21 protein-coding genes are annotated in these 19,288 nt (G+C 63.3%); 20 read left to right on the top strand and 1 reads right to left on the bottom strand.

The annotated features are described in order from the left end of the window. Window positions 1–274 precede the first annotated feature (274 nt). From KIH31_RS15425 to KIH31_RS15355, 15 genes are all read left to right on the top strand, one after another. Window positions 275–799, top strand: coding sequence for a hypothetical protein (locus tag KIH31_RS15425; RefSeq protein WP_214428023.1), 525 nt, complete (start codon window positions 275–277; stop codon window positions 797–799). Further along, on the top strand, window positions 796–1,794 hold the full coding sequence (locus KIH31_RS15420) for an MAB_1171c family putative transporter (protein ID WP_214428022.1): 999 nt from the start codon (window positions 796–798) through the stop codon (window positions 1,792–1,794). The genes KIH31_RS15425 and KIH31_RS15420 overlap by 4 nt, the downstream gene beginning before the upstream one ends. A 26-nt stretch (window positions 1,795–1,820) precedes the next feature. Next, a complete protein-coding gene (locus tag KIH31_RS15415; RefSeq protein WP_214428021.1) occupies window positions 1,821–2,921 on the top strand; it encodes a S9 family peptidase in 1,101 nt (366 codons plus the stop codon). Window positions 2,922–3,014: 93 nt separating this feature from the next. Next, window positions 3,015–3,455 (top strand): hypothetical protein, encoded by a 441-nt coding sequence (locus KIH31_RS18185; protein ID WP_250546077.1) that lies wholly within the window; start codon window positions 3,015–3,017, stop codon window positions 3,453–3,455. Window positions 3,456–3,542: 87 nt separating this feature from the next. Next, on the top strand, window positions 3,543–4,598 hold the full coding sequence (locus tag KIH31_RS15405) for a CHAP domain-containing protein (protein WP_374224892.1): 1,056 nt from the start codon (window positions 3,543–3,545) through the stop codon (window positions 4,596–4,598). Further along, the gene (locus KIH31_RS15400; protein ID WP_214428020.1) at window positions 4,595–5,104 is read left to right on the top strand and encodes a hypothetical protein; all 510 of its coding nucleotides are present in this window, start codon (window positions 4,595–4,597) and stop codon (window positions 5,102–5,104) included. Before KIH31_RS15405 ends, KIH31_RS15400 begins: the two co-directional genes overlap by 4 nt. Window positions 5,105–5,145: 41 nt before the next feature. Further along, window positions 5,146–6,534 (top strand): AAA family ATPase, encoded by a 1,389-nt coding sequence (locus KIH31_RS15395; RefSeq protein WP_214428019.1) that lies wholly within the window; start codon window positions 5,146–5,148, stop codon window positions 6,532–6,534. 33 nt (window positions 6,535–6,567) lie between these two features. Then, window positions 6,568–7,173 carry a DUF6668 family protein gene (locus KIH31_RS15390; protein ID WP_214428018.1) on the top strand — a complete coding sequence of 202 codons (606 nt, stop codon included), beginning with the start codon at window positions 6,568–6,570 and terminating at the stop codon, window positions 7,171–7,173. An 11-nt stretch (window positions 7,174–7,184) separates the two neighbouring features. Next, a complete protein-coding gene (locus tag KIH31_RS15385) occupies window positions 7,185–7,454 on the top strand; it encodes a hypothetical protein (protein WP_214428017.1) in 270 nt (89 codons plus the stop codon). Window positions 7,455–7,483: 29 nt separating this feature from the next. Continuing rightward, window positions 7,484–8,245, top strand: coding sequence for a hypothetical protein (locus KIH31_RS15380; RefSeq protein WP_214428016.1), 762 nt, complete (start codon window positions 7,484–7,486; stop codon window positions 8,243–8,245). 1 nt (window position 8,246) lies between these two features. Beyond that, complete coding sequence (locus tag KIH31_RS15375) at window positions 8,247–9,542, top strand: type IV secretion system protein (protein ID WP_214428015.1); 1,296 nt, start codon at window positions 8,247–8,249, stop codon at window positions 9,540–9,542. Continuing rightward, on the top strand, window positions 9,529–11,037 hold the full coding sequence (locus tag KIH31_RS15370) for an SCO6880 family protein (RefSeq protein ID WP_214428014.1): 1,509 nt from the start codon (window positions 9,529–9,531) through the stop codon (window positions 11,035–11,037). The genes KIH31_RS15375 and KIH31_RS15370 overlap by 14 nt, the downstream gene beginning before the upstream one ends. 44 nt (window positions 11,038–11,081) lie before the next feature. Continuing rightward, window positions 11,082–12,650, top strand: coding sequence for a helicase HerA domain-containing protein (locus KIH31_RS15365; RefSeq protein ID WP_250546076.1), 1,569 nt, complete (start codon window positions 11,082–11,084; stop codon window positions 12,648–12,650). Beyond that, window positions 12,647–14,404, top strand: a complete 1,758-nt coding sequence (locus KIH31_RS15360; protein ID WP_214428013.1) for a type IV secretory system conjugative DNA transfer family protein — start codon at window positions 12,647–12,649, stop codon at window positions 14,402–14,404. The genes KIH31_RS15365 and KIH31_RS15360 overlap by 4 nt, the downstream gene beginning before the upstream one ends. Further along, window positions 14,401–14,838 carry a DUF4913 domain-containing protein gene (locus tag KIH31_RS15355; protein ID WP_214428012.1) on the top strand — a complete coding sequence of 146 codons (438 nt, stop codon included), beginning with the start codon at window positions 14,401–14,403 and terminating at the stop codon, window positions 14,836–14,838. The genes KIH31_RS15360 and KIH31_RS15355 overlap by 4 nt, the downstream gene beginning before the upstream one ends. Before the next feature lie 236 nt (window positions 14,839–15,074). Here KIH31_RS15355 and KIH31_RS15350 read toward each other — a convergent pair whose 3' ends face one another. Further along, window positions 15,075–16,079: a hypothetical protein gene (locus tag KIH31_RS15350; RefSeq protein ID WP_214428011.1), complete on the bottom strand. Its 1,005-nt coding sequence runs from the start codon at window positions 16,077–16,079 to the stop codon at window positions 15,075–15,077. 119 nt (window positions 16,080–16,198) lie between these two features. Here KIH31_RS15350 and KIH31_RS15345 point away from each other — a divergent pair, with 119 nt between their 5' ends. The 5 genes from KIH31_RS15345 (at window position 16,199) to KIH31_RS18515 (ending at window position 19,266) form a co-directional block, all read left to right on the top strand. After that, window positions 16,199–16,615 carry a GNAT family N-acetyltransferase gene (locus KIH31_RS15345; protein ID WP_214428010.1) on the top strand — a complete coding sequence of 139 codons (417 nt, stop codon included), beginning with the start codon at window positions 16,199–16,201 and terminating at the stop codon, window positions 16,613–16,615. Between the two features lie 261 nt (window positions 16,616–16,876). Further along, window positions 16,877–17,764: a hypothetical protein gene (locus tag KIH31_RS15340; protein ID WP_214428009.1), complete on the top strand. Its 888-nt coding sequence runs from the start codon at window positions 16,877–16,879 to the stop codon at window positions 17,762–17,764. After that, window positions 17,737–18,129 (top strand): hypothetical protein, encoded by a 393-nt coding sequence (locus KIH31_RS15335; protein WP_214428008.1) that lies wholly within the window; start codon window positions 17,737–17,739, stop codon window positions 18,127–18,129. Before KIH31_RS15340 ends, KIH31_RS15335 begins: the two co-directional genes overlap by 28 nt. A gap of 26 nt (window positions 18,130–18,155) precedes the next feature. Next, the gene (locus KIH31_RS15330; RefSeq protein WP_214428007.1) at window positions 18,156–18,743 is read left to right on the top strand and encodes a M15 family metallopeptidase; all 588 of its coding nucleotides are present in this window, start codon (window positions 18,156–18,158) and stop codon (window positions 18,741–18,743) included. Window positions 18,744–18,996: 253 nt separating this feature from the next. Beyond that, the gene (locus KIH31_RS18515) at window positions 18,997–19,266 is read left to right on the top strand and encodes a hypothetical protein (RefSeq protein ID WP_374224890.1); all 270 of its coding nucleotides are present in this window, start codon (window positions 18,997–18,999) and stop codon (window positions 19,264–19,266) included. The last annotated feature ends 22 nt before the right edge of the window (window positions 19,267–19,288 follow it).

The following is a 19,288-nucleotide window of genomic DNA, read 5'->3' as shown; positions in this document are numbered from 1 at the left end:
CGGGATGCGCTCGCGGCAGCTTCCGCGTCTGAGCAGCGGCATCTGCTTGCAGCCGCGGCAAAGACGCGGTCAAGACCGCGTATAGCTGATCGCGCAGGAGGTGGGAGCACCTCGATCCAACATTGCTGCGTTGAGCTCTCATTGCCATACCTCCGCAGGTTTTCCGTTCCTGGCTCCCCGTGCACCCTTTGTTCTTCGAAGGCTGCAGGACTAAGTGCCACTCAGACAATTGAAACATGATTCGCACATGGTTCAAACTGGTCATGGTCACGCTATGAGCGCCATGATTGAAAACGTGACAAGCGCAGGAAACCTCACATCGTCTAGATCGTCGGCCCCCATAAGCGTGGCTCGCGAAGCCTTCTGTAACGCAGAAGTACCTAAGAACCTCACGCTCGATATTCTCACCACCAGTATCGAGAAGATGCGGGGAGCAAGGATAAAAATCTTGTCCGCGCCGATGTTAACAGCAACCCGTGTTTGCGGTCTGTGGGTCCCGCGCGAGAAGCTAGACGTCATCCTGGTGGCTCCCACTCCCTGGCGGCTGCAGTACGAACAGTATGTTCTACACGAGCTTGCCCACATGATTCTGGGGCATGATCGCCTCGCCGGAGGGATTGCAGGTCTTCCATCAGACCTTTTCGCCGAGCTACCTGATCACGTAGTTGCACGGGCGCTAGCGCGGCACGATTTTCGGACAGCAGAGGAGCAGGCTGCGGAGCATCTGGCTGACCTTCTAGCTGAAGCCATACGCAACAGCCCAACCGAGCCCGCTTCGTTTGAACAGGTGTTTGGATGACAGAGATGATCGCCGCAGGTCTCATGTGGGCGCTCACGGTGGCGCTAGCGGCAACCCTCCGGCCGAAAAAAGACCCCAGCATCCTCGTAGCGGCCGGATTCATCGCTTTGGCAACCACGCTCAACATTGATTCGGTGTACGTCACAGTTGACTCGATTGTGGGTGGTCACAACCTGTTCGACCTGATTGCCAACGGATGCCTCATGGTGGGAATCTACTTCCTGTCGGAGGCCATCGTGCGGGCAGCACGCCCCCAGGGGAGTCGCAGTGGACGGGGTTACGGCAAGTGGGGCAGGTACGCGCTGTCCATCACGCTGACAGTGACCGCGGTGAGTTTTGCCAGTATCCGGGCCCCGCAAACCTCGACCACTTTCATGCTTTCCTACGGCACTCAACCGGGGGCCTTCGTATACTCGGTCGCCCAGTACCTGTACATCGGCGCTGTGATGGCGCATGCCGGGTGGACGTGCCTGCGTTTTCGAGGAAGTTGGCACAGCTCCCTGTACCGCACGTCTTTCGCTCTGATCGAAGCCGGTTGCGCACTGGCGCTCGTGACGGCGCTGGCGGTATTCACGATGGACATCTTTCACATGAGCGGAAACTCATCTGCCCTGCGGGTTGTCTCAGCTATCTACGATCCGGCATACGTTGTTGCTATCGCCCTCCTCTGCACGGGGTTAGGCCTGCCTCCTGTGATCCGCGCATGGAAGACCAAGCTTGTCAACGCTCGAGCCGCCGGACTGATTCGAGAACTTCAACCCACGTGGAGGATAGCCATTGCGAACTACCCTCAGTTGCATCTGGACAAGACCGGTGGCAACGAGAATCGTCGAACGGGTGAGACGCTGCGCGGAGAGCTACACCGAATGGTAGTTGAGACGCACGACTGTCTAGCCTTCGACCCTTCCCTAAATGAGCGAATTGGCGAGGACGGCCTTCGTCCGCTCCACGCAGCCTCCTTGCTACTCGAGAGCAGCAGGAGTGCAGGATCTTGACGGGCTGGCGGAAAATCTTGCGTGCGTTGCTCACAACGATCCCTCTCCTGCCCGTAGCGGTGACGATTTATGCCGCTCGACGGATCGTCAGCATCCCAGGGGCGAGCAAGAACGATCTGACTGTCCTGTCCGCCTCGACGACGACCGTAACGTTTCCCAAGACACGACGGACAAGCCTCCCAGGTGAGTTCGGCTTTCGCTTCCCGGGCGGGGAAGCACATATCGGTGGCGTTGTTCACCATGACAACGCCACCGTTGTAAGGACCTTGGTGGAAGCGTCGAAACCTCTGGTGGCCGGCCTGAAGGGAAGATGGAGCGGTATCATCTCCACAGACCCGAGCAAAATCGACTCTCCATACACCGAAGTAATAGTGCCAGCAGCTACCGGAAGCCTTCCTGCATGGCTTTTCCCCGGTGAGAAGTCGTCGGTCTGGGCCCTCCACGTGCACGGCCACGCAAGTGACCGTACACAACCCCTTCGGGGCATCTACAGCGCTCAAAAGCAAGGTCTCACTTCGCTGGTGATTTCATACCGCAATGATGGGGCATCAACGAAGGCGGCCGATTCTGCCTGCCATCTGGGCGACACAGAATGGGAGGATCTGGCAGCTGCGATGGAGTTCGCGGCTGGCTGCGGCGCGCGAAAGATCATTGTCTACGGGTGGTCCATGGGAGCAATGATCGCTTTGCTCGCGCTGGAGCGTTCAAAGTACCGCGACCTTATTAGCGGATTGGTGCTCGTCTCCCCGGTCCTCGATTGGCGACAGGTGCTGGCCGCCAACGCAGTCAGGAGCAGCTTTCCCCAATGGCCTCTGAAACTCGCGACTTTTGCGATCGGTGCCCCCATCCTTCATAAAATTGCCGGGCTGGATACACAAGTCGAGATGAATAGAATGAATTGGATCGCGCGGGCTCGCGAGATCCAGGTGCCGGTCTTGGTTCTGCACGGGACCGAAGATGACTCCAGCCCGTTCGCCGCCTCAAGGCAGTTTCAGGAAGCGAACCCTTCATGCGTCACCCTGGTGGCTTTTCCGAGGACAGGGCACACGCAAGAGTGGAACGTCGATCGAAGTCGGTGGGAATCCGCAGTTGAAGAGTGGTATCGCATGGCCGGTATCGAATTGTGAAACGTGGAAGGCAGGCAGTGGGGGAGTCCGAAAAGTCGTTCTACTTAGGGCAGGACGCAACGACATCTGTCGTTCGCGCCGGGATGGGGTGTGATGGCCAAGAGTGAAAGCGCCGCTGAACGGCTTCGCAAAGCAGAAATATTGGCAAGAAAGATCAACCTGCTCCTGGACGTAGTGGTCGCCGAAGGAGGCGAGCCCTACGAGTTCTCAGAGGTACAGGCTGGCGTGAAGCAGTTCGGATACGACCTCTCCCGGACCCGCTGGTACCGATTGCGGAGCGGTGAGTCTGCCGAGCGCGTTCCGGAGGCCGCTCTTGAAGCAATCGCCCGGTTCTTCAGTGTCGATCCTCGCTATCTCCTGGAGGAGATCGGAGAGTTGCCTGAACGCGTGCAGAAGGAACTCGAACTATTGCGGTCGATGAGGAGAGCACAGGTGAAGAGTTTCGCCGCCCGCACGCTCGGACCGGTGGATCCGGCCACTCTGGAAGCTCTTACCAAGCTAATAGATGACGTGGACGGCTCTGCCGATCGTTAAATGTTTGACACATGATTGACCCATGTTTCAACACCGTCATATGATCGATGCGTGGGGACATTTGGGAGGCTAAACCAGTCGCGGCTGATAGCTCCCGGAACTGTTTTCGCTCTAGTCATCCTTGTGTTGGCACCGGTATCGCTCGTTGTGATCTTCCTGGTTGCGATTGCGGGCGGCACGCCAGCGGCGGCTGCGTGCCCTGTCAGCGTCAGCGTGAACGCTTCGAACATCCCCGGAGGACGTGTTGCCGGTTACTCAGGGGACCAGCTGAGGAACGCGGCAGCGATCATCAATGCGGGCAGACAGGCCGGACTCTCCCCTCGCGGGCAGACGATCGGCCTGATGGTGGCGATGGGGGAGTCCTCACTGAGTGTCTTGGACCGGGGGGATGCTGCGGGCCCGGATTCCCGGGGTCTTTTCCAGCAGCGAGGCAACGGCGCGTGGGGGTCACTGGCTGACCGGATGAACCCGAACGTCAGCGCCACCAACTTCTTCACGGCCCTGCGGAAAGTACAGGGCTGGGAGCAGCTGGAGCCGACAATCGCCGCCAGCCAGGTCCAGGGCAACGCTGACCCCTATCACTACCAGCGCTACTGGGGCCCGGCAACGAAGATCATCCAGGCGCTCTCCAACACGAAGTTTTCCCTCGCCAGCGCTGGATGCGGCCTCCAGCCAGACACCGGTGCCGGTGATGACCTGCCCTGGGCCAACGCCGCCGTTTATCAGCCCAGCGCGCTGGGGATGTTCAGCCGCGAGTGTGTGGACTTCGCCCTGTGGCGGGTGAACCAGCAGCTGGGCAGCAGCAGCGCCCCGTTCAAACTGACCAACAGCAACTTCCGCCCCGACGGGGCCCTGCTCGGCTCAGCGGTGACATGGAAAACCGGCTGGGATGCCAAGGGCTGGCCCACCGGCCACGCACCCCGTCCCGGGGCCGTCGTCTGGTACGCGCCGGGCGTCGGCGGCGCCGACGCCACGTATGGCCATGTGGCAGTCGTGAAATCCGTCAACGCCGACGGGACCTACCTGGAGGAGGGCTACAACGGCAATCCCGCCCCGGAAGACCACCGCTACTACACGCGCACCGTCAAGAACGACGTGCCCAGCGCATTCCTCTACGTGCCGGGACCAGAGGAGACGAAGTGAAACCCACCCTGACAGCACTGGCCGCCATACTCCTGTGCACCGGATGCGCGTCAGCAGCCACCACGCGCCCTGCCTCACCCTCATCCACATCGTCAGTGTCCTCTCCCGCGTCCTTAAGCGCCGGCGGGCGGCCGCAGGCTCCCGGCGGCACTGTCCCTGCCAGCATCGGCATCGCCTGGGACGAGCAGAGCAGAAAGGACGCGGCTACGGTCGCGTCCCGAGCCATGGCCGACTACGCGCGCCCCGGCTCTGACCGGACACGTTGGGCCAACGACTTTGCCCGTTGGCTCACCCCGCGGGCCACCGCCGACTACTCCACCGTGGACCCGGCCAACATCCCTGTCTCCAAGGTCACCGGGCCGGCCACACTGCGGGTAGATGAAACCAACGGCTACGGCGTCACGGCGATGGTGCCCACCAACGCCGGGACCTACACGCTGCAGCTGCTCCGCACGGGTCGGGACGCCCCGTGGAAGGTCAACCGGCTCGCACCCCCCTCGTCCTAAGCACCGCAGGTCTCCGTCTCATACACGTAAGGAAGAAGCTCATGGGTACTGCACCAACCGAGGCCATGGCCTTTCCCCGCATCAGGGCCATCGTCCGCGATAACGGGACCGCCGAGGTCGTCGTCGCCGGCAACTCCCGCCTCGTTCCTGCAGGGGAATCCCTGCAGGACCTTCGCAACAATGCACTGGCTCTGGTCGTGGTCGAGGCAAAGACGCTTCAGCGCCCCGTCAGGGTACAGATCGAGGACCCCGAAGGCCACGGTGAACTCATCGTGCACCCGGACAACAAGATTGAATCCGTCTCCTATGAAGCCCGGCCACCCCGCCGGCGTGCAGAAGCCCCGAAACCCGCTCCCTGGACCGCAGGCTTGACTGTGATTGAGAGCGTCCCCGTCGCCGCGGAGGGCGCCTCAGTCCCCGTGGCTGTTACGCCGGATCATTCGACCGCCGGAGTCACCGGGAAGCCGGCACCGACCCGGCGCAGTTTGAAGGACACGTCATTCCTGGTTAGCGAGCCCGTTCTCGAGCCGGCAACACAGGGTTGGCGGGGAACGCTCACCCGCCTGGGCCTCCGGATGAACCCTTCGGCGGAAGAACTGTCCGAGCGCGAGGATATTCGCACGGTGAGCCAGCACTGGCCCGGGCCCCGGACCATTGCCGTGGTGAACCGTAAAGGCGGGGCGAACAAGACTCCCACCGTGGTCATGCTCGCAGCCATCCTCGCCCGCTACAGCGGGGCTGCGACCGTGGCCTGGGATAACAACGAGTCCCAGGGCACCTTGGGCTGGAGGACGGAAAAAGGCTCCCATGACCGCAGCGTCCTGGACCTGATTGATTCCTCGACCGAGTTGCTGTCCCCGTCGACCAATGCGGCGGAGATCGCCAAGTTCGTCCACCATCAGAGCGCCGATAAGTTCGACGTTCTGCGCTCGGACGAAAACGATGAAGGCGACCACGAAGTCACCGCCGAGGAAGTCGACATCGCCCACCAGGTCCTCACCCGGTACTACCGGCTCGTCGTCATGGACTCGGGCAACACCGCCCGCGCCGCGAACTGGCGGCGGATGATCGACCACACCAACCAGCTCGTCGTACCGGTAACAGCCATCGAGGACCGCGCGGAAGCCGCGCGCCTGACCCTGCAGACCCTCATGGCCCGCGGCGGCCACGCCACGGACCTCGCACTTAACGCCGTGGTGATCGTCTCGGAGTCCACTGACGCCAAACGCAGCATGAGCGGAGATGCGCTCAAGCGGGCCAAAGCCGAAGCGCAGCGCATCGCCGAAGGCTTCGCCCCCTACGTCCGGTCCGTCGTGCGGATCCCGTACGACCCGGCCTTGGTCAACGGCCCCATCCGCTACGAAGCCCTGCAGCCCGCCACGCAACGGGCCTGGCTCGCCGCCGCCGCTGCAGTGGCCACCGGTTTCTAATCACTTCCCAACGGCTTTCCGAAAGGAGGAACCATGCAACAGACTCTGAACCCCTGGATCACTAAGCCGCGCACCGTCGCCGGGGACGAGGCAGCCCAGGATGCGTACGTGCCGCCCGCGGCCGCGATCAGCGCACCGCTGAGGGGCATGGTGGAACCTGACGCAGCGGACCGCTTGGGCCGGCGCACCGTCACCGGAAACGCAGAACTGTGGGTCACTGGAGCGCGCGGCGGATCCGGTGAGAGCCGCGTCGCAGATCTTCTTGACGGGGCACGGCCCATGGGGCACTGCTGGCCCGTGACCCAGGACTCAAGCACCCCGCAGGTGCTGCTGGTGTGCCGCGCTGATATGCGCGGGCTGACAGCGGCCCGCTGCGCGCTCACCCAGTGGGCCTCCGGCGCAGCCCCATTGGTTGATCTGCTCGGGCTCGCCGTCCTGGCGGATGCCCCAGGGAAAACTCCCAGGGCGCTGCGTGACTTCGCGGCCATTGTGGGCGGCGGATCGCCCCGGCTCTGGACCCTGCCGTGGGTCGAGGCCTGGCGGCACGAAGACAGCCCCAGTGTCCCCGGGGCCCGCGAATACCAACGCTTCACCACCGACATAGCTGCTCTCGTAGCTGACACCAGCACCACCGAATGAAAGGTCTCACCATGAACATCACCTCCCGCCTCCGGTTCGACGTCATCCCCAACCCCACCCCGGTTGTTCCGGCACAGGCCGGGGGTCTGCTCACGATCCTGAACTGGGCCTCCGGCATCGGTCTCGTGCTGGGTGTTCTTGGCGTGATCATCGTCGGCATCGGCATGGTGATCCAGCTCCAGCGCGGCGAGGGTGCCCAGGCCATCGGCAAGCTCGGCTGGGTCCTGCTGGGCTGCATCATCATCACCGGAGCGTCCGGCATCGTCCGCGCCTTCGTCTGAGCCGGAACCAACACAACGGGAGGTTCACAATGAGCCAGTCGACAGAGAGCACCAGTGAGAGCAGCCCGTTCACCAAACCCGGCTTCATCATCGCTGCCGCGCTGGTGGTCGTGCTGATCGCAACTACCCTCGTCATCTTCCTGCTCCCCAAAGACCGGAACAACGCCCAGGCGGCACCCGGCACCGCGCAGTCCAGCACGTCTGCGCCCATGACCAGCCCCGGTACCGCTCCGGCGGCTGACGAAAGCATCTGCGGGCTGCCCTCGTCCCCGGACACGGCGCTGGGCACGGCACCGAAGACGAAATGGGAACTGGTAGGACGCATGGCGACACCGACGGATCCCGCAACCTTCGGCCCGGGAGTGACAGACGCGAGCGGTTTCAGGTCGTGCTTCGCGCACTCCCCGACAGGTGCCCTTTACGCAGCGATGAATGTCGCCGCCCTTGGATCATCGGGGTCCCGGGAGCTTGAGAAGAAGCTCGCTGACAAGCTGCTTGTACCCGGCACAGGCCGGGATGCTGCCCTGCGGGAGATAAACGCTGGCAGTAGTTCGGCAGGGAACGGCACCACCATTCAGGTCCAAGGCTTCCTCATCAAGTCGTATACGGATTCGGAGGCGGACGTCGATCTTGCTTTCAAGACGGATACCGGCGCTCTGGGGCATACAACCCTGTCAATGCGGTGGATGAACGGTGACTGGAAAGTGAAGCCGGCCGATGACGGGGTGACGTTCAGCAGCGTTTCTCAGCTCAGTGACCTAAGCGGGTTCATCCTCTGGGCCGGAATCTGACATGGCTGACTGCACGTGGGCGGATGTGACTTGCGGGTTCGGAAACGTACTCCAAGGCCTGACGAATGACGCCCTGGGCAACATGGCCAAAGCCGTCATGGAGGGCATGAGCCAGATGGTGACGACCCTGTCTACCTTCTGGGTGTCGATGCCCACGGTGAACCTGACCAGCCGGGACGGAACGACGCCGAGCCCTGTTGTTTCGATGGTGAACGGCGATCTGATGGTGTGGACGGTGACGCTGGCGGTCCTCGCTGTCATTCTTGGCGGCATCCGCATGATCTGGGAACAGCGCGGGGCACCGTTGAAAGATCTTGTTCGCTCCCTGGTCACGCTGACGCTGGTTTCCGGGCTGGGCCTGGGAGTGATCTCAGTTCTGGTCGTCGCAGCCGATGCCTTCTCGGCCGCGATCATCGCCCGCTCCACGGACGGGAAGGGTTTCGCGGAAGCCATGCGGGTCCTGGTGGTCACGGGCCAGTCCAAGCAGGGGGTGTTTATCCTCATCGTGCTGGGCCTGATCGGGTTGCTTGCCTCTCTGGTCCAGATTGTCCTGATGGTGGTCCGCAGCGGCATGCTGGTGATCCTGGCCGGCGTCCTTCCGACCACCGCTGCTTTCACGAACACCGAGATGGGCCGGCAGTGGTTCCAGAAAGCGGTCGGCTGGACCATCGCGTTCATCCTCTACAAGCCGGCTGCGGCGATTGTGTACTCGGTGGCCTTCCTGCTCATGGGACAAACCGGCGGCCCGGATTCGTTGATCAGTTCCATCACCGGTTTCACGCTGATGATTGTCGCCCTGTTCGCGATGCCGGCCCTGATGCGGTTCGTGACGCCGATGGTCGGGGCTGTGGCCTCGGGCGGGGGAGCCGCGGCGGGTGCAGCGGTTGGTGCGATGGCCACGGGGGCCGTGTCCTTTGGCAGCGGGGGCAGCGGCCGTGGCAATGCTGCCCCGACACCGGCCAGCACGCATAGCAACACCCCGGGCACCGCACCGAAGGGCACCGACGGGACACCGGGTCCCAGGGGCAGCGGCGGCCGTCCCGTGCGAGGGTCGTCCGGTCCCGCGGGTCCGGGCGGCGGCACAGGCTCCGTTGGAGCCGGCTCACCGGTCAGCGCAGGAGCCGGGGCGCCAAACGCCGGGGCCACTTCAAATGCTGCGAAAGCCGCCGGCCCAATGGGGGTCACCGTGGCCACAGGAACACAAGTAGCATCCCGGGTTTCACGGGCCGCTCAACAGACCGCACAGGATTCAACCGGGCATGATTCAGCACAGGAGGGCCCCAGTGGCAGCAATTAACACTGAATACAAGGAACCGTCCTACGGCAACTGGCGTGTGCCGCGCTCGGCCGGGCTGGGCAACCTCGGTGCCATCGGCACCGGCATTGTCATGGTCGGTCTGTTGCTGGGCATCACGAGCTTCGCTATATGGGGCCTGCTTCCCGGCCTGGCGGTCCTCGCAGTTGCCGGGATCAGCGCCCTGCTGCTGACGGTGAAGGACAAGCATGGCCAGTCCATCGTGGACCGGTTCGCGACCCGGATGAGCTTCCGGATCTCCAAGTCTTCGGGCACGAACCTTTACCGTTCCGGCCCTCTGGGTGTCACGCAGTGGGGCATGTACCAGCTGCCAGGACTGGCTGCGAAGTCCACGCTGTACGAATTCTCCGACTCCTACAAGCGTCCGTTCGCCCTCCTGCACGTCCCGGCCACGAACCACTTCACGGTGATCTTCTCCACCGAACCCGACGGTGCGTCCCTGGTTGACCCTGAACAGGTCGATGCGTGGGTGGCCAACTGGGGCGGCTGGCTCGCCGGCCTCGCCGACGAAGCCGGCCTGGACGCCACGGCCGTCACGGTCGAAACCGCACCCGACTCCGGCTACCGTCTCCGCAACGAGGTCGAGATGAACATCGACCCGAACGCCCCGGCCTCCGCCCAGGCGATCCTGCGCGAAGTCGTGGACACCTACCCCGAAGGCTCCGCCACCGTGCGGGCCTGGATATCCCTGACGTTCAACGCCTCCCTCCGGTCAGGTTCCAAGAAGCGCACCCCCGAGGACGTGGCCCACGACCTGGCCTCCCGCATTCCGGGCCTCTCGGCCCGGCTGCAGTCCACCGGTGCCGGCATCGCCCGGCCCATGTCCGCGCAGGAACTCTGTGAAGTCGTCCGGATCGCTTATGACCCGCCGGCGGCCCTGATCATTGATGAAGCGCACGCCGCCGGTTCCCCTGTCTCCCTGAGCTGGGGCGAAGTCGGACCGACCGCGACCCAGGCCGGCTGGGACGACTACCGCCACGACAGCGCATTCTCGGCGTCATGGACCATGACCGGCGCCCCTCGCGGGTCCGTGAACTCCTCGGTGCTTTCCCGTCTCCTGGCCCCGCACGGGGACATCGACCGCAAGCGCATCTCCCTGCTGTACCGTCCGATGGACTCGGCCCGGGCAGCCGTCGTGGTCGAACGGGACCAGAACAACGCCAACGTCCGCATCACCTCCGGGACCCGGCCCTCCGCCCGCGCCCTGGTCGATGCCCGCTCCGCCGTGCAAACAGCTCAGGAAGAAGCCCGGGGCGCCGGTCTGGTGAACTTCGGCATGGTCATCACGGCCACCGTCACCAACGGGGGACGCCTCGCGGACGCCGTCGCTGCCGTTGAACAGACTTCCGGCACGGCACGGGTGCTGCTGCGCCGCGCCTACGGGGCGCAGGACACCGCGTTCGCCGCGTCACTTCCCCTGGGACTGGTCCTGCCCGCACACAGCATGCTGCCCTCCCAAATCAAGGACGCCCTCTAATGGCCCGCTTCAGCTTCCTGCCAGCAAAGACGGTAAAGACAGTAATGCCGGCAAAAAAGGCCGCCGTCGAGGGTCGCGTACCGCGCCGTTTCCGGCATGCCCAGCCGGGCGCCCGCGGCTGGGCTGGCCGCGGGGGAGGGGCGGCCGTCCTGGTTCCCTCGCTCAGGGAGTACCGGGGAACGACGGTGCAGGTGTGCGGGTTGTGGCCGTTTTCTTCCGGTGCGTCCTCGCCCATGATCGGTGTGCCGCTGGGACGGCACGAGGAAACGCAGGCCACGGTGTGCTGTGACCCGATCAGCTGGTTCCAGCGCGCCCGGCTCATCTCCAACCCGTCCGCGTTCATCCTCGGCAAACCAGGTCTCGGAAAGTCCACACTGGTGCGCCGCATGTTCCTGGGCCTGTCGGCCCAGGGCGTCCATCCGCTGGTCCTGGGGGACCTCAAGGGCGAGCACGTCAAAGCCGTGCAGGCCCTCGGCGGGCAGGTCATCACCCTGGGACGCGGTGTCGGGTATCTGAACATCCTTGATCCCGGGCAGGCCGTCGAGGTCGCGCATTTGCTCGAGGACCATGGCCACCACGAAGCGGCCACCCGTGTCCGCGCCGACGCCCACGGCCGGCGCCTGAACATGGTCGTTTCCCTGATCACGATCAGCCGGAACAAGCCGCCCACCGACCAGGAACAAACCATTCTGGACCGGGCCCTCAGACTTCTCGATGACCGGTTCGACGGGGTTCCGGTCCTCAAAGACCTTCTCGACGTCATCGTCTCCGCACCGGACGAGCTGCGCCAGGTCGCACTGGACCGCGGCAACATTAACGTCTACCTGAAGGAAACCCGGGCGCTGGAAGCAACCCTCCTGGGGTTGACCGGCGGCGGGAAGCTCGGAGAAATTTTCTCCCGACAGACCACCAACCCCATGAGCCGGGACCGCGCCATCGTCTTCGACGTCTCCACCATCGATGAGACCGAAACAGACCTGCAGGCCGCCGTGCTGCTGGCGTGCTGGTCCTACGGCTTCGGAACGGTCAACGTCGCCAACGCCCTCGCCGACGCCGGCCTGGAACCGCGGCGGAACTACTTCGTCGTCCTGGACGAGCTATGGCGTGCGCTGCGCTCCGGCAAAGGCATGGTCGACCGGGTGGACGCCCTGACCCGGTTGAACCGGTCCGTCGGCGTCGGACAGATCATGATCTCCCACACCATGTCCGACCTGCTGGCACTCCCGGCCGAGGAGGACAGGATGAAAGCGCGTGGCTTCGTCGAACGGGCCGGCATGGTGATCTGCGGCGGCCTGCCGGCCGCAGAGATGCCATTGCTCACCCAAGCGATCCCGCTGTCCCGACGGGAACAGCAGAAACTCATCGGGTGGCAGGACCCGCCCGCGTGGGACTCCCGCGGCGTCGACGCCCAACCGCCGGGACGGGGAAAGTTCCTGATCAAAGTCGGCGGCCGTCCCGGGATCCCCGTGCAGATCGGGTTGACCTCCATCGAACGGGCCGAAGGTCTGAACGACACCAACACCCGCTGGCACATAGCCGCCCGGACACCGGAAGCTCTTGGGGCGCCGGAAGCAGTTTCGTTACTTGCGTCGCCGGGGGAGGGGTTGGAGTGAGCGCACCGAACCGCAAAGGTACCGGGTTCGGCGATGCCATCGGGATCTGGCTGGTCCTGGGCACAGCCACCGTGGTCGGGGGAGGGGCCTGGGTTTCCGCTCACCTGGGTTCCCGGCTGGCCGGGCTGCCCGCCCCGCCGGCCCACCCGATCGACCTGATCGCCGGGCTCGTTAAGGGACGGGTTCCGTGGCCGTTCCAGTCCACAATGACCGCCTGCACCCTCGGCGCCGTACTCGTGGCACTGGCCGTGACCGCGCTGGTTGCCCGCTCCCGGCGTGCGGGCCGGCGCGCTCGGGTGGATAAGGCCGCCGTCCACATGGGCCGGGGCAAGGACCTGAACCATCTCACGACCAAAGGCGCCGCCGACACGGCGGCACGCCTCGGCGTGGACGGCCCGGTGGGGGTGCGGCTGGGGCGCAGCGTCGCCGGGAAACGCCCGCTCTGGGCATCGTGGGAGGACATGCTGATCCTCATCGCCGGCCCCCGCACCATGAAAACCACGTCCTACGCTGTCCCCGCGATCCTCGACGCGCCCGGTGCGGTGATCGCCACCTCCAACAAACGCGACATCGTTGACGTCACCCGCCCCCTCCGCTCAGAAGCGGGCCGGGTGTGGGTGTTCGACCCGCAGGCCGTCGCCGAAGAACCACCCTCCTGGTGGTGGAATCCGCTCTCCTATGTGACGAATGAGGCCACCGCCGGGACGATGGCCCAACACTTCGCCACAGGGTCCCGGGAACCCGGTACCAAACCCGATGCCTACTTTGACCCGGCCGGGCAGAACCTGCTCAAAGCCCTCCTGCTCGCCGCCTCCCTGGCATCGGTCCCCGTCACGCAGGTCTACACGTGGCTGACGCGCCCGCATGACGACGCGCCCGCCGACATTTTGCGCGCCGCCGGGTATGGGCTGCTCGCCGACATGGTCATCGGCCACATCCGCGAACCCGAGAAGCAGCGGGCCGGCGTGTACGGGACGGCCCGGCAGATGGTCTCCTGCCTCACCGACCGCGACGTCGCCCGATGGGTCACCCCTGCACCCGGCGCCACCGTCGACACCGACCCGCGCCCGAAGTTCGTCCCGGAGGAGTTCGTGAGGGGGAGAGGGACCCTGTACAGCCTGTCCCGGGAGGGGGCAGGGACCGCCGGCCCCCTGGTCACCGCGCTGACCGTCGCCGTCGTCGAAGCCGCAGAAACGTACGCCACCTCCCAGCCCGGCGGCCGGCTCGCCACCCCGCTGCTCGGGATCCTGGACGAGGCCGCGAACGTCTGCCGGTGGAAAGCCCTGCCCGATCAGTACAGCCACTACGGCTCCCGCGGCATCATCCTGATGACCATCCTGCAGTCCTGGTCCCAGGGCGTGGAAGTCTGGAACCTCGAGGGCATGCGCAAGCTCTGGTCCGCGTCCAACGTGAAAATCTACGGCGGGGGCGTCTCCGAAGTCGGATACCTCGACGAACTCTCCCGCCTGATCGGCCAGTACAGCTACATCAACGTCTCCCGCAGCCACAGCCGGCACGGGTCCTCCTCCTCCCGGCAGGAAAACAAGGACGAAATCCTCTCCGTCGCCGACCTGACCGCCCTCCCACGGTTCCGGGCCGTTCTGTTCGCCTCCGGCGCCCCGGCCACCCTGATCGAAACCATCCCCTGGATGAACGGCCCCCACGCCCAAAAAGTCAGAGACTCCCTGGCCCCACAGGAGCAGGCGCCCCGGGCGCCGGTGACCGTCCCGGCAGGCGAAGGCGGCAGGGGATGAGCGCCGAGTTCGGGGACGCCTTCAGCGCCGACCAGGACGAGCCCGGCGGGGGAGCGGGCAGCGATGCCGGGAGCGAGCCGGAGCGCAAGCTCGTGTACCCGAACGCGGTCGAGTTCTTCTCCGACCTTCTGGCCCCGTCCTACGTGAGGGACGTCAACGAAGGCGCCGCCTTCGCCTGGTGCCCCGAATGGTACAAACACCCCGAAGCCCTTATCCGCATGGAGGCGATCTGGCGGGCCTGGGAGCATCTCCGCCTCGAACCGGCGCTGGGCATCAGTGTCTGGTACCTCAACCATGCCGACCCGCACATGCGCGCCCTCATGGACACCGAAGGCCCCTTCAAGAAGTGCGCCTACGACGGCCACAAATCCCCCCGTGGTCCCGGCCTGGCGTCCCTCCCGCACACCGAACCAGAACCCGGCATTTTTGATTAGGCCACCAACAAGCTGTAGCCCCACCCGCGCCTGCCCTGAGACTCTTTAGGATGGATGCCAAGGCCGCGCCCGGGGTCTCGCCCTTGCCCAAGGATGACTTGGGTGTTTCGGGAAGCTGGCGGCTCGTCGCCGGTCGGGACGACCCAGTCCGTCTGAACCGCCCGTGCCCCACCTGGACGCACCTTTGCGGCGTGACGTCAGTGACAGATCCCCTGCCTGGATCCGGCTTGAGCTTGTTAGGAACCGCCGCCTTCTTGAAGTGACAGGGCCTTCCGGTACAACGCGTGGTACCCACGGATAGCTGATCTGATCTCCTGCAGGTAGCTCGCTGCGGAGAAGGTCTGGGTGTAGGGCCCAAGATCTGACGCTTCCGGCGAAATCCCCACAGTTTCTACCGACGCATGATAGGGAACCCCCAGGTATTCGATGGCGGCCGCACCTTGGTAGGGAACGTAAATTGGCGTCGTGACGAGAAGAATCCTGCTCAGGCGGAGGTCCTTCTGCCGGCTCGCCCACCATGCGAAAGTATCTGCGGTGTTGGCTCGACGGATTAGAGGCTCACTGGAGGGAGCGGCTATTACTTCTAGCGGAGGGGCAGTTCGAAACTGGGCAACCGCCCAGTCTCCATTCGCTCTTGACCCCGCTCGTGCCTCCCTGAGATCCGGGGCGCTGCTTTCCGGTATAGCAAAAGCACGCCGCAGCCCCTCCACCATAGCCTCGAATTCATCGTCGACGGTCAAGCCCATTGCTGCGGCTACGCCGATTTCGTCGCCCTCAAGGGTCCGGAAGCCGCCTAAAGCGGTCACATTCTCAAAAGTCAGGCCTTGAGCGACAAGCGCAGCGACGTACTTTGGACGGGTCAGACAGGCTCGAATCAGGCCGCCAAGAACGAGTACATGATCGTAATGTCTGTGCAGAGGCGGCTTGAACTCAGCTAGACCGAGCGACCGGGCCGCAGCGTGAGCGGCAGTCACCTGGCGTGGATCCAGGCGGGTCGCTGTTGTTTGATTGCGCTCACGACCGCCTCGGAAATCCCACTCGTCTGCAGAAAATGATTCGAACCATCGATACATGTCAAGGGGGGAGCGGTGGGGCGGGACATGACCGTTCCACGCCTCAGCAAGCGTCTGCAAAGCCGGATTTGCGATCCATGCTTCTAGCTCGTGGCCGAGCTGGGTCCTGCTTTCATCCTCGCCGAGACCGGCATCCCACCGAACTGTGGGGACTTCCAGATTTGGCATATGCGACTATACCAAGCGCCGATTGCGGCTGACTCCGTGCTGAACCGGCTGTTGTTCAATCAACCGCGCGGAAGGCCCTTGGCGGTGTCTCGCGCTCACGGTCGCGTACGATGACCCAAGTGATTAACCTCCGTCGGGCAACCCAGGCAGATACCTCCTTAGTCTGTGAGCTGTTTGAAGAGCAACTCCACCGCACACCGAACCAGGGATTAATCTCGGAGGCGTTGGGGAACGCACCTTCTGCTCTGGCGTTCAGCAACGATAAGTTGGTTGGTTTCGTTTACTGCGCTTATATGGCGCCCGACATCATGGAAATAATGAACATCCTGGTCACCGACACGGAGCGCGCGAATGGCGTCGGTACCAGGATGTTGGAGTTCGTCGAAGAAGAGATGCCGCCGCAGGTGGTCTCGATGATGCTCGCAAACAGCAGTCTGTATCCCGATGTTAAGGGCGGAAAGCTGCCCGCAACCTCCTTCTACATTAGGAATGGCTACACTGTCATCGCTGATACGGGAAAGACCCGCATATTTTGAAAAGACCTTGTAAGGGCTTCAGACAGGGCCGAGTGATCTCCCTATCTGGTCGTTGTAGATTTTCGTCAGGCTAACCATCGGGCCTAACCGCCCGATCAACGGGCTTGCCGCGGTGGGTCGCGGCCGCAAATGGGGTATGGGGGACTCATGGATGACTGTGCCGGCCACGTGGCCGGGCTGTACAGGGGTGAGCGTGTGCAGATGGACATGTGCGTAGCGCCCTACCACTCTTTGAGTCGCTGCAGCATCGTCCATGGTCATGTGTCCACGCCTACCGGCACTTTGGTCAACAAGGTTCTCCTTGAAGGCTCAGCCACCCCGATTGTGGACCGGTACCTCGCGTTCGTGGACAACGGATGTGTTGAAAACGTCAGGAACATGCTCTTCCAATTCGGAAGCGCAGCGTTTGTCCAGGAAACACTTTGGATTGAATTCCCGGCGATTCGGACGTACGACCATGAGTCGGAGACCGCGGGCGGAATTACCGATACCGTCAGCGTCTTTCTACTTACCCGCGAACAGATGGCATGCATCGGCACTAGCCCCGGCAGGGCCGGCGAGACCGATTTTGGCAGTACCAAACATTTTCTTTTACCGAATGATCAAATCATTCATGTGCCGGACACTGCGGAACCGTACCGCCGCATCCTTCAGCGGTACCTCCCCTCAGCGCAAAGAATACAGGCCGACGGCGCGCGCTTCTTTCAGAGTTTTGACTCTTCTGATTACATTGAGGGCCACGGAAGTCCCCATTCATACTTCGCGGTGGTGCACACAAGCTATCAGGATGCATTCGGTGGCTCCTGGGTTCTCGTCTCAACGCCTAAGCTCGCGTCGGTGGAGTTTGGCGAGGAGAATCATGTGCTGTCTTTCCCGGTCTTGATCCGGTTCAGTGACACCATCAGCCCGTTCAACATCGCACTCGATCAGACCGTATCGACTGCAATTGGGCTGAATGAGGGCGAAGTTGTGGAGCTAAAGGCACTCAATATCAGGGCGCGCAACTTCCGACGAAGCATCTTCTCTTTCCGGCACACTATCGTCCGTGTATCATCCACCAACGCCATGGATATGGAAAAGCCCATCGTCCGTATCGAGGCCGGTGTACAGGAATTCTCGGTGTGGCCACGGGCGACCGAGTCGTCATAGAGTCCTACCACAGGGGAAAGGGTCGTCTCGGTCGGATAGTCATACGACAGCTGGAGGACCGCGGCGTCATTGAGGATCGAAGCCGCGGCGCGCTGAGTATCTCCGCCCTCACCGGAGACATGGACATCCCGATCGTCTCAATGGACCTGGCGACACGGAAACGCCTCGGGGTGCAACGCGGGGACGCGGTCTATCTCCGGCCATCCATATTGGCGGCGCTCCTCAAGGAGTTTTCCGCGCTATCTCTTGTGTTGCTCTCGAGCCTTATCGGTGCCGTCGCCGCGAACCTCCCTGTCCTCGCGATGGCCTTAGGGGGCACTTATGGGCTCCTGGCAATAGCAATGCTCTGGTCAAGATTCAAGTGATTCGAAACATCTAGGGAGTTTGATGCATGGCTAAGTCTTTCGCCTATCAAAGTTCAACCGTTCGCCGGGAAGAACTCCCCTTCACATACACGCCGGGGTGTCCCGTGTCCCTGGACAATTTAGCTAAAATCGAGTTTGACCATTTCGATTTCACTGGGCGGCTTCGCACCGGCTCACTGATCGTGCATGCGTCCATTATCTCGAAGATGCGCAACGTGCTGGGAGTCTTCTATGAAGAACGCTTCCCGATCCACACCGCCATCCCGATCGATGAATCATCATTCCAAGGCGATGATGAAAGGTCGATGGAGGCTAATAATTCATCCGCCTTCAACTTCCGAAAGATAGCCGGCACAGATCGACCATCAAATCACTCTTATGGTACCGCTATTGACATAAATCCCATCCAAAATCCTTATCACTACGTCGACGGGCATTGGGGACCGCTTGCGGAGGACGCCGACTACACTGATCGCTCGATTCGTCGGCCAGGAATGTTCTTCCCCGACCTGCCCGTGGTGAAGGCCTTCCTACAAGAAGGATTCGACTGGGGCGGCCTCTGGGAGAGGGCGGATTTCCATCATTTCGAACTCAAGGGACGCCATCCCGCGTGAGGATGCACTCGTGCGGCCTCGCGACGCTGCGTGGATACGCTCCTACAAATAGTCAAACCCTGACATTTGTGATCGGTGAAGGCGCCGGACACGAGACCGTCCCGCGGCCCGATCGGTTACCTCGCCGTAGCACGATGGACTGATTAGGACCATGTCGTGTGGAGGGCGCCTGCCGAAGCCGAACCAAACACTACGGCTCACCCTCCGCCTGCCACGTGATGAACAGCGCTGAGCTCAGCGATGTGCCGGGCAGGTGCGCGTCGCCGACGGCGGCATCCTCGACGGACGCTGGGGCTACGAAGCCGGCCAGAGCGGCGTCGGCGACATCTTCAGCTGGTTCGTCAACAACAGCGTCCCGGCCGCCTACGCCGAGGCGGCCGCGGCCGGCGGCACGAGTACCTCACCGAGCTACCAGTTCCTCGGGGACACCGAGGACGCGCTTCCCGGCCCTTCGCACCGATCTGCGTTCGGCGCGAGCTTCCTGAATGTGATCAACAGCGATCCGGGGGCTGCTCGCTCGTAATGATAGTGAAATCTATCGAGGT

The sequence above is a fragment of the Paenarthrobacter sp. DKR-5 genome (genome assembly GCF_018531425.1).
Lineage (GTDB): Bacteria > Actinomycetota > Actinomycetes > Actinomycetales > Micrococcaceae > DKR-5.
This window is presented reverse-complemented; position numbering and strand designations above follow the sequence as displayed.

Excerpts from the sequence above, each read along its gene's own strand:
- KIH31_RS15385 (WP_214428017.1), top strand. The coding sequence starts at position 7,185 with ATGAACATCACCTCCCGCCTCCGGTTCGACGTCATCCCCAACCCCACC.
- KIH31_RS15365 (WP_250546076.1), top strand. The coding sequence starts at position 11,082 with ATGCCGGCAAAAAAGGCCGCCGTCGAGGGTCGCGTACCGCGCCGTTTC.
- KIH31_RS15390 (WP_214428018.1), top strand. The coding sequence starts at position 6,568 with ATGCAACAGACTCTGAACCCCTGGATCACTAAGCCGCGCACCGTCGCC.
- KIH31_RS15330 (WP_214428007.1), top strand. The coding sequence starts at position 18,156 with ATGGCTAAGTCTTTCGCCTATCAAAGTTCAACCGTTCGCCGGGAAGAA.
- KIH31_RS15355 (WP_214428012.1), top strand. The coding sequence starts at position 14,401 with ATGAGCGCCGAGTTCGGGGACGCCTTCAGCGCCGACCAGGACGAGCCC.
- KIH31_RS18185 (WP_250546077.1), top strand. The coding sequence starts at position 3,015 with ATGGCCAAGAGTGAAAGCGCCGCTGAACGGCTTCGCAAAGCAGAAATA.
- KIH31_RS15420 (WP_214428022.1), top strand. The coding sequence starts at position 796 with ATGACAGAGATGATCGCCGCAGGTCTCATGTGGGCGCTCACGGTGGCG.
- KIH31_RS15425 (WP_214428023.1), top strand. The coding sequence starts at position 275 with ATGAGCGCCATGATTGAAAACGTGACAAGCGCAGGAAACCTCACATCG.
- KIH31_RS15395 (WP_214428019.1), top strand. The coding sequence starts at position 5,146 with ATGGGTACTGCACCAACCGAGGCCATGGCCTTTCCCCGCATCAGGGCC.
- KIH31_RS15375 (WP_214428015.1), top strand. The coding sequence starts at position 8,247 with ATGGCTGACTGCACGTGGGCGGATGTGACTTGCGGGTTCGGAAACGTA.
- KIH31_RS15380 (WP_214428016.1), top strand. The coding sequence starts at position 7,484 with ATGAGCCAGTCGACAGAGAGCACCAGTGAGAGCAGCCCGTTCACCAAA.
- KIH31_RS15350 (WP_214428011.1), bottom strand. The coding sequence starts at position 16,079 with ATGCCAAATCTGGAAGTCCCCACAGTTCGGTGGGATGCCGGTCTCGGC.